This window comes from Planktothrix sp. PLAVEN19ND (genome assembly GCF_057220675.1).
Genome location: NZ_CM170132.1, coordinates 1,373,569 through 1,388,665 on the forward strand (window position 1 = coordinate 1,373,569; position 15,097 = coordinate 1,388,665).

Consider the following 15,097-nt stretch of genomic DNA (forward strand, 5'->3'; position numbering starts at 1 on the left):
TCAATAGATGGGGGATAACTTCTAAATCCCCCTTATATTTTTCAGGGGAAAAACCGCATTATCGAGTTCAAAATATGAATAAACAAGCTCACAGGGGCCGGATTGCAGCTATCATTCAAATCCTTAACGAACAAATGGCGGATTTAGGGGTAACTAATCGGGCTATTTTTATTAATGATGTTTTGCAATTACTTTGTGAAGCAAAAAATGCGGAATCCTTAGAAAAATCAATCATTGTTAAGAAAATTTGGGGGATTTTAGAATCAATTTCACCGCGTAATATTCGTCGAGTTAGGATTTATGGTCGCATCCGACAAGAAAAACAGTTACTCTGGTTAGAAGATATTACTCAAGATCCTGAAAATCAACTATTATGGTCTGAAGAAATTATTCTTAAAAAGCCTAATATTTTTAAGAAAATTTCGGTTTCAAATCAAAGTGATTTACCCATTGAATCCTTATCTAACCAGCCAAAATTAGGTCAATTACAACAAAATTTAATTTGGGCGATCGCTGTTACTGTGGTATTAATATTAATGGGATTTCTTCTGTACAATGCGTTACAATTTCAATTATTAGAATCCCTACAATCTAAGCCACAAACCGATATAGAATCATCTCCTAAACCATCAGAAACTTTATCTTCAGCCCAACAATTTAGTCGAGGAGTGAAAATAGCAGAAGAAGCCTCCGCCGAGGGAAAATTTGCTGATACCCGTCAAGAATGGTTAGAAATAGCCCAGAAATGGCAGCAAGCCGCCGATTATATGGAAGCAGTTTCTCCCGATTTTGAACGCTATGCTACCGCCCAAAATCGGGCTGCATTATATCGTCGAAATCAAGAACAGGCTAAAGGAGAAGCTGATGCGATGAATAATTAAGGTTTTACCAAAAAACCCAAGTCTAATTTGCCATCAATTGAATTAGTTTGATTATTTATGAGAAATGATTTTTCTTTTTCAGGGGGATCTAATTTAGGACACCAACCAATGATTAATGCCAAATCCAACTGCCCGATCATATAATAACAGTTCAGAGGCAATTTTTAAAGCCGAATTTTGACCAATTTCGGTTTCAAAAACTGAGGAAAAAACGGTATCAATTTTATTGTTTTGGCAAAAGTTCTTGAGTTTTTTAGGAGATCCAAAAATAGCGGGTTTGATCACAAAAATATCTGACCATCCCTGCTGATAACAATAGTTTAATTGTTCTAAATTAGCAACGGATTCATCTAAGGCGAGGGGGGTAGAATAGCGATCGCATAATTCTAACATTAATTCTAACTGATCAATAGATAGGGGTTGTTCTAAAAACTCAATTTCAATCAAGTCTTGATGAATATTAATTAAATCACAGGTTTCTAACCATTTTTGCGCCTGCTCAAAGGTTAAACCGCCATTTGCATCTAACCTGAGACGGATTTTCAGAAACACGGTTTCTAAAGTTTCAGTTATACTATTAATTAACTGTTGAAAAATATTGATTTCTTCCGTAATATCATCAACGCCTATTTTCCATTTTAAAGTCTGATATCCTTGCTGAAATAGGGTTTTCCAAGTAGTTAATACCGTTTCTCCAGTTGGTAATAATCCGCTATATTGAAGTTTAGCTAAATCAAATAAACTGTTAGGATTTAACTCTATTAATGCAGACTCAAACCCAAATTGACAAGCGGGTAAATTGTCAGGAATAGTAAAAATAGTTTCTGTTGAAATCAGACAGGGAAGTTGTTGACAAAAAGCGATCGCATCTTCTAATGTTTCCGACCCAAACCAGCTTAAAGGGGCAATTTCCCCCCATCCTATATTACCCTGTTCATCGGTTAAATTTAAAATAATTCCCTCTCTAATATTCCAAATTCCGTGAGCGGTTTTAAGCGGGGTTTTAAACGGACGTTGATAGGATTTAAATTGAAATTGATAATTCATTCCGATAAAAATTTAACAATTACATTAATCCACGCTTGAGGATTTTCGATTAAAATATTATGACCACAATTTGGGATAATTTGCAACTGGGAAACGGGACATAATTGGTTAATTTTTTGATTAATCTGTTTAAATTTATGATCCAATTCTCCCACTAACAGCAATAGGGGTATTTGATTTTTGGGTAATTTTTCCCAGAGGGACATTTGATTTCCGGTTCCCAAATAACGCAGAGATTTTGATAATTCCATGGGATTATTCTTTAACCGACGCTCAAAAATTTGATCAAATTCAGGATGATTTTTTAAGGTTTTAAATAGAGGTTGATGATACCATTGTTCTAAAAATATGGAAAATTCTATGGTTTGCAGTTGTTGGGATTTTTGGGTATCTGAAATCAACCGTTGTAAGCGTTCAGATTCGGTTTTAAGTCCTGGGGATGTAGATTCTAATATTACTTTTTTAAAATATTGGGGAAAATATAAGGTTAAATATAATCCTAATCTTCCCCCCATAGAATATCCCATTAAATAACATTGAGAAATATGCAGACGGTTTAAAACCTCTATTAATGCGGCTGCTGTTTCCGGCATTTTATAACAGCTATCCTCTCCTAAAACTTGGGTTTCTCCATGTCCAGGCAGGTCAAGGGTTAAACAACAAAACTGGGGGAAAAGTGGAGAAATTCGGGCATCAAAATCCTGACTATTTCCCAAAAATCCATGTAGAAATAGAATAATAGGTTGATTAAGATAGCCGTTTAGGGTATAATGAAAATCGTAGTTCTTTAGCTTTAAGAACGGCATGGAATTTGGTGAATTTATTAATCTAGTAGCCAATGTAAAAAGGGAACAGAAGCGGCACAAAACGCCATAAATCCAAATAATCCGAATAACATTCCAAATAATAGAAATTCTTCTCCTTTTTGTTTAGCTAGTTTAACAATTAAATAGCTGTAACCATAACAGGCGATAAAAAAAGTAATGATGAATGCGGTAAAATAATATTGCATTGTGTTTTAGCTCAATTTAGATTCGGCCACTTTTAAGTAGCTTTACTAATTATTGTACTAAACTTTTGTTAAATAGGGGCAGATTTGAAATAACTTGAAAAAACGCTGTAGTAGAGACGTTCCATGGAATGTCTCTACTTGCCGGGATATTAATAATAAATGAGTTTTAACGAATATTTTCCAAAGGAATATCTAAAAGGCCGTATTTATCCCATCCTGGAGCATCAAAATGCCACCATTCTGTAATTAAGGGAATAAATCCCTGTTGCTTCATTTTAGCAGCTAGTAAGTCACTATTCCGACGAACTTGGGGAGAATTTCCAGAGTAATCTCTGGCGGCTTTATTGGTAAAATCATCAAAGGCGGTTGGCATTTCTAATTCTGCCCCGGTGCGTAAATCAACTAAGGTTAAATCAACCGCTGCCCCTCGGTTATGACGAGACCCTTTGGCGGGGTTAGCAACATAACGATTATCGGGTAAAATTGCCCACATTTGCCGAGTTACAGATAGGGGACGATAACAGTCATAGACTTTTAATCCTAACCCCATTTGTTCTAAATCCTGTTGAACTCTTGATAGGCGTTGGGCAACATCAGAACGTAATAAACATCGAGGGGTGGAATATATTTTTTTCTTTAAAAAATTGTTAGTTGTGGCGTAGCGAATATCGTGACGAATGTTCAGGTTAACGCTTCTAATATCAACTAATTTGTCTGCTTCTGGCACTTGGTTATAATCTTGGATAACTAAAGGAGGAGACTTAGGAGGGGCAGCAGGAGGGGCGGTTAAATTTTGAGCATGAACGGAATTACAGTTAATACCCAAAATTAGGAATAAAAATAAGAATAATCGCATCATGAGTTTAGAAAGCATAAGGTTAAAATGATGGTGATGTGATTAGTACAAATTCCCGTAAGGGCGAGGCGCGCTTCGCCCCTACGATGAATAAGATGAATTAGATTTTCATACTTTTATGTGCAACTGATTAGACTTGCTATATATCCCCAAAATTAGGTTTAAAAACCCGATTTCTTGAGGTTTATATATCTAACCGTTGGTAAACTTGATCAAGGTTTTTCAGGTGATGTTTTGGATCAAAACAAGCATCAATTTCTGCGGGAGATAATGTTGCTTTAACTTGATCATTTTCCCTAATTAAAGATTGGAAATCCCCGTCGGTTTTATTCCAAGCAATATGAGCGCAAGATTGGACAATTTTGTAGGCTTCTTCGCGGCTAATCCCTTTTTCAACTAAGGTTAATAATACCCGTTGACTGAAAACAACACCACCATAAAGGTTCATATTGCGCTGCATATTTTCAGGATAAACTAACAGATTTTTGACTAAATCCGTCAGTTCAACTAACATAAAATGAGCCACAGTTGAAGAATCAGGTAAGATCATTCGTTCCACGCAACTATGGGAAATATCCCGTTCATGCCAAAGGGCAACATTTTCTAATGCAGCTACCGCATTTCCCCGAATAATTCGCGCCATTCCGGTTAAGCGTTCACTGCGAATAGGGTTGCGTTTATGGGGCATGGCAGAGGAACCTTTTTGACCTTTGGCAAAGAATTCTTCTACTTCTAAAACATCCGTCCGTTGCAGGTTGCGAATTTCCACGGCAAACCGTTCAATACTAGCGGCTAATAAGGCCAAAGTTTGCACATATTCCGCATGAATATCCCGGGAAATGACTTGGGTGGAGGCGGTATCGGGTTCGAGTCCTAATTTTTGACAAGCGATCGCTTCTATCCTCGGATCAACATTAGCATAGGTTCCCACGGCTCCAGAGACTTTGCCCACCGCCACGGTTTGACGCAGACGCACCAAACGTTCCCGGTTACGAAAAACTTCCGCTAACCATCCGGCCAATTTAAACCCAAAGGTGATAGGTTCAGCATGGATACCATGGGATCGACCGATCATCACCGTATCTCGATGTTGTTGCGCTTGGTAACGAATGGCCTGACTTAAGGCTTCCGTACGTTCTAACAACACATCCACACTGGCTACCAATTGCAAAGCTAGGGCTGTATCCAAGACATCGGAACTGGTTAAGCCTAAATGAATGTAGCGTCCGGCATCCCCAACATATTCGTTGACATTGGTTAAAAAGGCAATCATGTCATGGCGGACTTCTGCCTCAATTTCCAGCACCCGCTTGATATCAAAATTCGCCTTAGCCTTAATTTCTGCAACGGCTTCCGATGGGATATATCCTAACTCCGCCTGAGCCTCACAGACGGCTATTTCTACTTGTAACCAAGTTTGCAGCTTGTAAGTCTCTGTCCACAAATTGCCCATTTCAGGCAAAGTATACCGTTCTATCATATTCTGGGTTTGGATTTGATCGCTTTGATGTTAAAACAGACGTTAATCGTTCAACAGTAGACGGGTGAAACAGTTGTAGCCCAATTTCCTATCTACTGCATCCGAGGTCGGTCACTCACATCCCATTTAGCACAACTGTCCTATTTTAACTTTTGATGTGGATTAGCGATCGCAAGCCTTAAAAAAGAAATCATGGTAGAGACGTGCCATGGCGCGTCTCTCTCCGTGGTAAAATTCATTTCAGGGGTTAACCATTACCTGGAATTAATATTAATCGAGTTGATTGGGATTAATTCCTAAACGTCGTAATTGTTCTTCCAGTTGTTGTATTTTTTGTTCGGCTAAATAGGTTTGTTCTTGAGATTGTTGTAGACGTTCTTCGGCAGTTAAATAACGGCTTCCCTGTTGATTATACCAATATAGCCAATCCCTCGTAATTCCTACATGGGTTCCCCGTTCTCGACCTATTCCTAATTGTAATTCCGGCAACCAAACCTGTTCCCCAGGTTGTAATTTATATTCACCCTTTTCTAGTTTATAAACTTCTAAAGGCGGTTTACGTTTCCGTAGGGGATTATAAACCACATAATATAATGCCCCCATTTCTGCATAAAACTGTTTCTTTTTCGTATATTCTCCTCGGCGTTTATGGGATACAACCTCAATGATTAAAATAGGAACTTCTTGTTCTTCCCAAAGTACATAACTCAAGCGTAAATCTTCATCGATAATTCGAGGAACTCCCACACTTAAAAAACCATCAGGGACAATAGCAGGTTGTTCAGGATCATAATAAATTCCCATATCCACGCCAAAAAACCAATCCATGCGTTCAGACCAAATAGAAGCCAGGAGGATTTTTAACAGTCCAGGGATTAAATCTTGCAGTTCGTTATCCACAGGGGTATCGTCGGAGTCGGGCAAATCTTCCGCAGAAGGTAAACAAAGATTCAGATCGTATTTTAATAGCATAATGGATTTTGGGTAATGGGTAATTAAAGAACTTTCGTTAATACAAAAACACTCCCAACATTTCCCCGTCCGATTCTTAAATCTTCATCTAAATAGGTAATATCTAACCAACCTTTTTGATCACGCGCTTGTAAACTAAAATCAATTGCAATAAACTTTTTCCCACCTTCAATATCCGCAATAAAACTATCAGGAGATTGATAACCAATAAATCTTTGAGAACCGATAATAAAGCGATTAAATTTAACATTCACTCGTTTTTCCGAAACGGGTTCAAATTCGGCAGCTACACTGACTATTCCTTCTAATAATGGTAAACTTTGCACTTCTGCAATATTATAAACTTTTCGATCCGCCACCCGAATACATTGATAAATTTGCCCCAACTGAAGCAAGGGAAATCGACCAATTCCGAGTAATTCATCACTACTGGTGTACAATAGTCGCCAATTTCCATTCAGGAGTTCAGGAACTTCTAGGGGTTGGGGGTTGGGATTAAATTCTTCCAGTTGAGTCAGGGCGGATAAAATAGCCGCTTTATCCCCCGGGGTGGCGAGTAGACCGCGATTTTTCCCGGCAATCATTTCTAATAAAAGGGCTTTTTTGGAGTTGATCATAGTTTTATCTTATGTTTAATGAATTATTGGTTAGATTTTTTAAATCTATAAGACTCAAAATAGATTAAAAAAATATGATACTGTCCATAACCAATGATTGTGTAAAATTAGATTAAGTCTAACTCAATTCTATTTGACGCCGAAAACTAAAAATGCTTAACCCATCCTTGCGAGAAATCCCAGCCCATGAACCGGCTGATGTGATTCCTTCCAAACAAGAAATTTCACTGATAGCTTGGTTGGAGTCCACCGGACGTCTAATCGAACGAGATACCGTCAGTAGTACCACAACCGTTGACTATTTGGAGGAGGAAGAAGAAATCACCGATCTGATTTCCGTTGATGACTCTGCCTATGACGATGATGATGATGATGATGATGATCTATCAGAAAGCTAGAAATAGACGCTAGGAAACTAGCGATTTCTGGGATTGTGATTTTGTGGTGTTGAGGATTAAAAATTTCTGTGGATAGCAAACTTTATTCGGTTAAATCGTCCAACTGGTCTGGACAAACCCTATTGTTCCTCTTAAGTTTAGGGTTGGGTGTGTTCGCTTTTAGTTTAGACCGGGTGAACAGTAATTCATTTCAAGTTCAAGGCTCGTTATTTTTACCCGCTTTGATTGGTGCGATCGCCGTTTCTGTCTTAGGATATTGGGCAATCCCGCTTTTAGTCAAGATTAAAGCCGGACAATTTATTCGAGAAGATGGCCCCCAAGCTCACTTACAAAAAGCCGGAACTCCAACCATGGGAGGGATATTTTTTATTCCTGTGGGAGTGGCGATATCTTTAATTCTAACTCAATTTCATCCCCATGTGATCGCCGTTTCTGCCCTCACCTTAGCCTACGGATTTATTGGTTGGTTAGATGATTGGCAGATTTTAAGACGTAAATCAAATAAAGGGATTTCTCCTCGAATGAAATTGGCGTTGCAGGTAGGTTTTGCAACGCTATTTTGTGTGTGGTTAGCAGTGACTCAATCTGCCACTTTCACCACCGTTGCTTTACCTTTAGGACTGGCAATTCCTCTGGGATTGTTATTCTGGCCCCTAGCAATTTTTGTCCAGGTTGCTGAAAGTAACGCCACCAATTTAACCGATGGTGTGGATGGGTTAATGGGCGGGTTAGGTGCGATCGCATTTTTGGGTTTAGGAGCCTATGTCGCCCCCAACGCACCGGAATTAACCACTTTTTGTGCTTGTATGAGTGGCAGTTGTTTAGGATTTGTCACCCACAACCGCAACCCCGCAAAAGTATTTATGGGAGATACGGGAGCCTTAGCATTGGGAGGCGGTTTAGCCACGGTTGCCCTATTAACCAATAGTTTATGGGTGTTATTAATAATTAGCGGAATTTTCTTTGTGGAAACCCTCTCTGTGATTGCTCAAGTTAGCTATTATAAAGCTACAAAAAACGCCGAGGGTGTGGGCAAACGTCTGTTCAAAATGGCTCCTCTACATCACCATTTAGAATTATCAGGATGGCAAGAAACCCAAGTGGTCGGGAGTTTTTATTTAATTAATGCTATCTTAGTGTTAATTACCCTGCTTCTAGGATACAATCCTTTCTAGGTTTTTTGCCGAATCATGATTAACCTTTCTGTTGTTATCCCGGTTTATAATGGCGAGACTGATTTGCCGGATTTAATTGAATATTTGCGATCGCAAACCTATCCGGCAGATCAAGTAGAATATTTATTAGTTGATAACAATAGTCGGGATAATTCTGTCTCTATTGTTCAGGAATTAGCCACATCTACTGCAATTAATATTCGTTCATTATCAGAAAATAATATCCAAAGTTCCTATGCCGCTCGCAATGCCGGAATTAGAGTTGCAACCAGTGATATTATTGTCTTTACCGATATGGATTGCCGACCGGAACCCCAATGGTTAGAGCAATTAATTCAACCCTTTTCTAACCCTAATATTGGTTTGGTAGCAGGTGAAATCATCGCCTTACCCAGTCAAAATCTATTAGAAAAATATGCCGATAAACAAGAAACTTTATCCCAAAAACATACCTTAAATAATAGCTTTTTACCCTATGGTCAAACCGCTAATTTAGCCATTCGGCGTAAAATTTTTGAACAGGTGGGTTTATTTCGTCCCTACCTCACCACCGGGGGCGATGCTGATATGTGTTGGCGGATTCAACAACAAACCAATTATCAATTAGAATTAGCATCCCAAGCAATAGTTAAACACCGTCATCGGTCTACCTTAAAAGCATTAAAAAGTCAGTGGCGACGCTATGGAGAATCGAATCGGTATTTGCATGAACTCCATGGGATTGATTTAATGGAATCCTTAACTCCTTCCGATTATCTGTATCGCTTAGGACGTTGGGTTTTAAAAGAATTACCCCTGGATATGGTCAAACTTTCAACCGGAAAAGCAGAAATCGTGGATTTAATTAGTACCCCCATCTCCTTATTTAATAGAAATGCTCGTTTCCAAGGACAACAACAAGCCAAATTATCAGATCAAGCAAAAGTAATTGAACGACTTTAAAATTGAAGTATTATAACAGTCGCCACATCTATTAGGACATTCTTGAAAGCTAAAAGCTGCTCACAGTAAGTATTTACCTATAGCGAGATTGCCTATTCCCTATTGCCTCTTGCTATATCACAACTATTTTAACTTTTTTTAGGGGATAATTCAGATTAGACCTGTTTGTTGATCCAATCGCTATGACTCAATTTAGACTGTCTCAACAACACTTAAATTTGTTGTCTCTATGTCCTCGCAAATTTCAATATACCTATTTAGATCAGTTAGTTTCACCCACTTCTCCAGAACAGGAAGAACGCATCGCCTGGGGTAATCAGTTTCACCTGTTAATGCAGCAACATGAGTTAGGATTACCTGTGGATTTGTTACTCACCCAAGATCAAGAATTAAAACGCTGTTATACTGAGTTTTTAGGTGTAGCATCGGATATTTTTAGGTTAAATTCCGATCCTGCAACCTGCGTTTTTAGAGAAGCAGAACATTATCGCAGTTTAAATTTTAATCAGGATTTATTAGTCGTTATTTATGATTTAATTAAAGCCGAAGAAAAACAGGCCCAAATCTTTGATTGGAAAACCTATCCCCGCCCTCAAAATCGCCAGCTTTTAGAAAATAATTGGCAAACTCGTTTATATCCTTATCTTTTAGTTGAAACCAGTCAATATTTACCTGAACAAGTTTCAATGACCTATTGGTTTGTTAAGTCTCCCCAAAAACAACCACCTCAATATTTACACTTTCCCTATACTCAACAACAACATCAGAAAAATCAACAGGACTTAAATCAACTAATTGATCAATTTCATCACTATTTAGACCATTATCAAAAAGGTGAATCTTTCCCCCAAGTTGATAGAAGTCAAGGACATTGTAAATCCTGTCAATTTGCTATCCGTTGTCAACGGGTTTCTGAAGAATTAACTCTTGATCAGCCTTTAAATTCTCTGAATCTATATAATATTGATCAAGTTCAAGAAGTTATAATTTAAATAAATCATCATTCCTATGTGGCAAATTCAACCCAATTTAGAGACTCCTGATTGGATTATCCCGATTATTCAAGAATACGCCCCTCAAATTTCAGGAAAATATATTGCTCAATTATTATTACATAGAGGTATACAAACCCCTCAACAATTGGTAGGGTTTCTCAACTATAATTTTTATCAACCATCCAGTCCCTTTGAATTTGGAATAGAGATGGAAAGAGCAATTGAACGATTGATTTTAGCCCGAAATCAACAAGAAATTATCACAATTTGGGGGGACTTTGATGCTGACGGAATCACAGCAACTTCCGTATTATGGGATGGTTTGGGACAATTTTTTAGTCGAGAAAATCAGCAGTTATCCTATTATATCCCCAATCGGTTAACCGAATCCCATGGGTTAAATCATGCAGGAATTGATCAATTACATCAACGGGGATGTCAGTTAATAGTTACCTGCGATACCGGAAGTACCAACCTAAAAGAAATTGAATATGCAAATCAATTAGGCATTGATATTATTGTTACCGATCATCATACTTTACTCGCAGAAAGACCCCCGGTAGTTGCTATTATTAATCCCCGTTATTTGTCTTTAGATCATCCTTTATATCATCTATCGGGGGTGGCGGTTGCTTATAAATTAATTGAAGCCTTATATGAAACATTACCCGATATTCCCCAACGTCCCTTAGAAGATTTATTAGATTTAGTCGCCATTGGTTTAATTGCAGATTTAGTCCAACTTAAAGGGGATTGTCGCTATTTAGCTCAATTAGGAATCGAAAAATTACAACAACAATTAAAAAAAACTACCCGTCCAGGGGTTGCCAAACTGTTAGATTTATGTAAACGAACAGGCGATCGCCCTACCGATATTTCCTTTGGTCTTGGCCCTCGAATTAATGCCGTGAGTCGCATTTATGGGGATGCTAAATTCTGCGTCGAACTCCTAACCAGCAAGGATAAAAAACGCTGTCAAGAATTAGCGATAGAAACCGAATTAGCTAATACCCGACGCAAAGGATTACAAAAAGAAGTTAGTCTTGATGTGATGACAAAATTGAAAAAAATTGACCTATCTACGACTCAAGTTATTGTGTTATCCGATCCCCAATGGCAAGGAGGAGTTTTAGGTTTAGTGGCGGGTCAAGTGGCTCAAGAATATGGACGACCGACTATTTTATTAAGTACAGAAGGAACCATAGATTTAAGCAATTATGAGCAAGAAGTAAGCGAAAATTCAGAAGTTAAATTAGCCCGGGGTTCTGCTCGTTCAGTGAATCAAATTGATTTATATGAATTAGTCAAAAGTCAAGCCCATCTTTTGCATCGATTTGGAGGACATCCCTTCGCCGCCGGGTTGAGTTTACCGATGGAAAATCTTTCGATCTTTATAGATGCTATTAATCGCCAAATGCGAGGACAATTAGATACTAATTTACAGGAGATTGGACAACAAAATATTCAAGTGGATTTGGTTTGTACCGTCGCCGAATTGGGGTTTGATTTATTCCAGGAATTAAAACTCTTAGAACCCTGTGGGATGGGAAACCCAGTTCCTAAAATCTTAATTCAAAATTGTTGGTTTACTAATGCTTGGAATACTTCAGAAAAGGATTTAAGAGGACAAAAAGTTCAATATATTAAAACCACCTTTGAACTATGGGATCAGTCCATATCAACGGGATTTCCTGGGGTATGGTGGGGACACTATAAAGATGAGTTACCCGTTGGAATATCAGATGTGATTGTAGAACTAGATTTTAATACATTTAAAAAACAATATGAAATTAGAATCTTAGAATTACAATCTGCTCAAGATCAGACTCCCCCAGCATCGATTCATCTGGCTGATCATCCTATTTTAGATTATCGTAATCAAAACATTAATCAACCTTTATCCGATATACTAATTATTAAAGACTGTCCCACCTGTTGGGAGGACTTACAATCTTGGTTTCGACGCGCCCATACTGAAAAAAAACCCTTAGCGATCGCTTATACCCTACCAGAATTACTACCTCCCGAAAAAATTTGGGAACAACTGATCGGCATTGCCAAATATCTCAGTCGCACTCACCAACCCGTTACTACTCAACAACTCCGAAATCAATTAAACTTAGGAATAATTCCCTTAAAAATTGGTTTGAAAATCTTAAAACGATTAGGCTTTAACATTGAATATCAAGATCAGAGGCTAGATATTAGCTGGCAAAAATTATCCAGTTTTCATCCTTCTGAAACCCTCAATCAATTAATCCAAACCTTCTTGGCTACCATCCAAGAAGAACAATTCCGTCGTCAATATTTCTGTAATGTTCCTTTATCAACCCTGGAATCAATCGCGATTCAAACCATCATCAAGGAAGAAAACAAAAACTTAAATTAACCATTAAACATAATGGTGTTAAAAATTCCTGAATTGGGAATGACCCATTTCTCCTAATCTTGTTGTACAATAAAAAATTGTACTCTTAAAATATCCCTGTGTGATTTCTAAAAAGGCAGGGAATCTAACTATGGTCGTTTGTCCCCAGTGTCAATTTGAAAACCCAAATCTAAATAAGTTTTGCCAAAGCTGCGGTACTTCCCTCACCCAGAAATATTGTCCTGAATGTGGGGCGACTGTTCCCTTAAACACCCTGGAATGTCACAACTGCGGGACAGTAACTGGAACAGTTTATCTGGCCGTGGTTAGCCCTTCGTCCTTAGTTGCTTCTCAACCCGATCAATTAGAATCTTTAAATAATGACCATTTAGAGGGGGCTAATACCGTCGCAGAATCGATTTTAGATCGAATTGAGACTGAACCCCTCACCCCTGATACTCCTCAAGAGTCAGACCCAACACCTGCGGCCATTGAACCTGAAGAAGAAATTTTCTCCCAAGCGGATATCGAGGCCATTACCATCGCGCCCCAGGATGCCCTGAGTCCCGTCGCAGACCCGTCACCGCAGGAGGATAGTCTACAATCGCTCGAACTCCCCATTGGAGCCTATTTAGACCCCCAGCAGCGTTATCAACTCCTTGATTCCTTACCGCCCCTAGAGTCAGGAAAAACCGTTACGGTGAAGGTTTTAGATACCCAGCCCTTGCAGGTGTCTCCCCTAAACGCCCTAGAAAAACAAGCATCTACCCCCTCAGACCCCCAATTAGAGACCTTTATTATTACGGCGGCCGGGCCATATTTTTCCTTGGCTTCCGAGCATTCTAACTATTTCCCTCGGTTACAAGATGCCTGGGAACAGCCTTTTTATAGTGTGATTCTTTTAGAAGATTTTACTAATTTACCCCTATTATCTGACCTGTGGAGTAACAAGAAAAACACAGCCCAACAAATTGTTTATTGGTTAGAGGACTTAGTAAAACTCTGGGTATTGTTGGAACCTTGGAACTGTCGTCAAAGTTTATTGGAAACCCAGAATTTAAGAGTTTTCTCTGAAGATTCTCAACAGTTGTGTTTAAAACAATTGTATTTTGAATCGCCCAATTCTGCCCTGAGTTTATCGGATTTAGGATTATTATGGCAGGAGTTATTTCAACAATCCCAACGAACTTTAGTGGGCTCCTTAACAGAAATATTACGCGATTTACTCGAAGGAAAAATTACAACTATTGAACAATTGCAACAGGCCTTAACGGTGGTTTTAGAAGAAATTAATTGTCCCTCGACTCCAGCCTCCCGACCCATCGACCCAACGGAACCCCTATTACCGAGCTTAACTCAAGCTCCAACGGTGATTCTGGCTCAGAAACTCAAATCCCTAGAGGCGGTGGGACGTACGGATATCGGACGTCAACGGGATCACAATGAGGACTGTTTTGGCATGGAAACCCAAATCAAGATCGAAGAAACACCCCTGGGACAAACAAGCTCCGTCCGGGGTTTATATATTCTCTGTGATGGGATGGGAGGACACGCTGGAGGGGAAGTGGCGAGTCAAATGGCGGTTGACACCCTGAAAGACTATTTCCAAAACCAATATCCCGAGGGACTCCCCACGGCAGAAATCCTACAGGATGCAATTCTTAAAGCCAATGAAGCGATTTATACTGAAAATCAACAGGGAGTCCGTTCCGGTGTGGGTCGCATGGGCACAACCCTAGTGATGGCTTTAGTGGTTGGTCACCAAGTGGCAGTGGCTCATGTGGGAGATAGTCGATTATATCGTTTAACTCGCACCCATGGGTTACAGCAAGTCACCGTTGACCATGAAGTCGGACAACGGGAAATTCAAAAAGGAATTGACCCTGAACTGGCTTACTCTCGTCCCGACGCCTATCAATTAACTCAAGCCCTAGGGCCGCGGGAGGAGCAGTTTGTTCATCCCGATGTGCAGTTTTTGGAAATTGAGGAAGATACGGTTCTGATTATAGCATCGGACGGCTTAACGGATAATAACCTCTTAGAAATATTCGGCGAAACTCAACTGGCTCCCCTACTTAAGCCCGAAACCTCTTTAGCCACAGCCGTAGACAGTTTAATTGCTCTGGCGAATCAACATAATGGTCACGATAACATTACGGCCATTGTGGTTCGAGCTTGGGTGTAGTGAATCTGGGCTGGTAGAGACGTGCCATGGCACGTCTCTACTGTTCCCTGTTCCCTGTTCCCTGTTCCCTGTTCCCTGTTCCCTGTTCCCTGTTCCCTGTTCCCTGTTCCCTGTTCCCTGTTCCCTGTTCCCTGTTCCCTGTTCCCTGTTCCCTGTTCCCTGTTCCCTG

The 15,097-nt window shown here is 39.4% G+C and carries 14 protein-coding genes; 7 read left to right on the forward strand and 7 right to left on the reverse strand.

Annotated elements, in window-relative coordinates:
• The first annotated feature begins 74 nt into the window (after nt 1-74).
• Complete coding sequence (locus AC2D3N_RS05925; protein ID WP_079677163.1) at nt 75-881, forward strand: hypothetical protein; 807 nt, start codon at nt 75-77, stop codon at nt 879-881.
• 93 nt (nt 882-974) lie between these two features.
• Here the strand turns inward: AC2D3N_RS05925 and AC2D3N_RS05930 are convergent, their stop codons facing one another.
• The 7 genes from AC2D3N_RS05930 to AC2D3N_RS05960 all read right to left on the reverse strand — a co-directional run bounded on the left by AC2D3N_RS05930 (nt 975) and on the right by AC2D3N_RS05960 (nt 6,865).
• Entirely contained in the window at nt 975-1,928 is a 954-nt protein-coding gene (locus tag AC2D3N_RS05930; protein ID WP_484693073.1) for an o-succinylbenzoate synthase, read from the reverse strand.
• Nucleotides 1,925-2,734 carry a 2-succinyl-6-hydroxy-2,4-cyclohexadiene-1-carboxylate synthase gene (gene menH / locus AC2D3N_RS05935; RefSeq protein WP_484693074.1) on the reverse strand — a complete coding sequence of 270 codons (810 nt, stop codon included), beginning with the start codon at nt 2,732-2,734 and terminating at the stop codon, nt 1,925-1,927. Before menH ends, AC2D3N_RS05930 begins: the two co-directional genes overlap by 4 nt.
• Before the next feature lie 17 nt (nt 2,735-2,751).
• Nucleotides 2,752-2,940, reverse strand: a complete 189-nt coding sequence (locus AC2D3N_RS05940) for a hypothetical protein (RefSeq protein WP_079677166.1) — start codon at nt 2,938-2,940, stop codon at nt 2,752-2,754.
• A 166-nt stretch (nt 2,941-3,106) separates the two neighbouring features.
• Nucleotides 3,107-3,814, reverse strand: coding sequence for a M15 family metallopeptidase (locus AC2D3N_RS05945; protein ID WP_079677167.1), 708 nt, complete (start codon nt 3,812-3,814; stop codon nt 3,107-3,109).
• Nucleotides 3,815-3,980: 166 nt separating this feature from the next.
• Entirely contained in the window at nt 3,981-5,276 is a 1,296-nt protein-coding gene (purB, locus tag AC2D3N_RS05950; protein ID WP_484693075.1) for an adenylosuccinate lyase, read from the reverse strand.
• 270 nt (nt 5,277-5,546) lie between these two features.
• Nucleotides 5,547-6,248, reverse strand: a complete 702-nt coding sequence (locus tag AC2D3N_RS05955) for a Uma2 family endonuclease (protein WP_079677169.1) — start codon at nt 6,246-6,248, stop codon at nt 5,547-5,549.
• 23 nt (nt 6,249-6,271) lie between these two features.
• Nucleotides 6,272-6,865 carry a PAP/fibrillin family protein gene (locus AC2D3N_RS05960; protein ID WP_079677170.1) on the reverse strand — a complete coding sequence of 198 codons (594 nt, stop codon included), beginning with the start codon at nt 6,863-6,865 and terminating at the stop codon, nt 6,272-6,274.
• Between the two features lie 152 nt (nt 6,866-7,017).
• Between AC2D3N_RS05960 and AC2D3N_RS05965 the strand changes: the two genes are divergently transcribed.
• From AC2D3N_RS05965 to AC2D3N_RS05990, 6 genes are all read left to right on the forward strand, one after another.
• Nucleotides 7,018-7,263, forward strand: coding sequence for a DUF3134 domain-containing protein (locus AC2D3N_RS05965; protein WP_079677171.1), 246 nt, complete (start codon nt 7,018-7,020; stop codon nt 7,261-7,263).
• A gap of 68 nt (nt 7,264-7,331) precedes the next feature.
• Nucleotides 7,332-8,438: a phospho-N-acetylmuramoyl-pentapeptide-transferase gene (gene mraY, locus AC2D3N_RS05970; protein ID WP_484693076.1), complete on the forward strand. Its 1,107-nt coding sequence runs from the start codon at nt 7,332-7,334 to the stop codon at nt 8,436-8,438.
• A 15-nt stretch (nt 8,439-8,453) separates the two neighbouring features.
• Nucleotides 8,454-9,380: a glycosyltransferase family 2 protein gene (locus AC2D3N_RS05975; RefSeq protein WP_484693077.1), complete on the forward strand. Its 927-nt coding sequence runs from the start codon at nt 8,454-8,456 to the stop codon at nt 9,378-9,380.
• A 182-nt stretch (nt 9,381-9,562) separates the two neighbouring features.
• Complete coding sequence (locus tag AC2D3N_RS05980; RefSeq protein WP_484693078.1) at nt 9,563-10,372, forward strand: PD-(D/E)XK nuclease family protein; 810 nt, start codon at nt 9,563-9,565, stop codon at nt 10,370-10,372.
• Nucleotides 10,373-10,388: 16 nt separating this feature from the next.
• Complete coding sequence (gene recJ, locus AC2D3N_RS05985) at nt 10,389-12,764, forward strand: single-stranded-DNA-specific exonuclease RecJ (protein WP_484693079.1); 2,376 nt, start codon at nt 10,389-10,391, stop codon at nt 12,762-12,764.
• A gap of 130 nt (nt 12,765-12,894) precedes the next feature.
• The gene (locus AC2D3N_RS05990) at nt 12,895-14,928 is read left to right on the forward strand and encodes a serine/threonine phosphatase (protein WP_079677176.1); all 2,034 of its coding nucleotides are present in this window, start codon (nt 12,895-12,897) and stop codon (nt 14,926-14,928) included.
• The last annotated feature ends 169 nt before the right edge of the window (nt 14,929-15,097 follow it).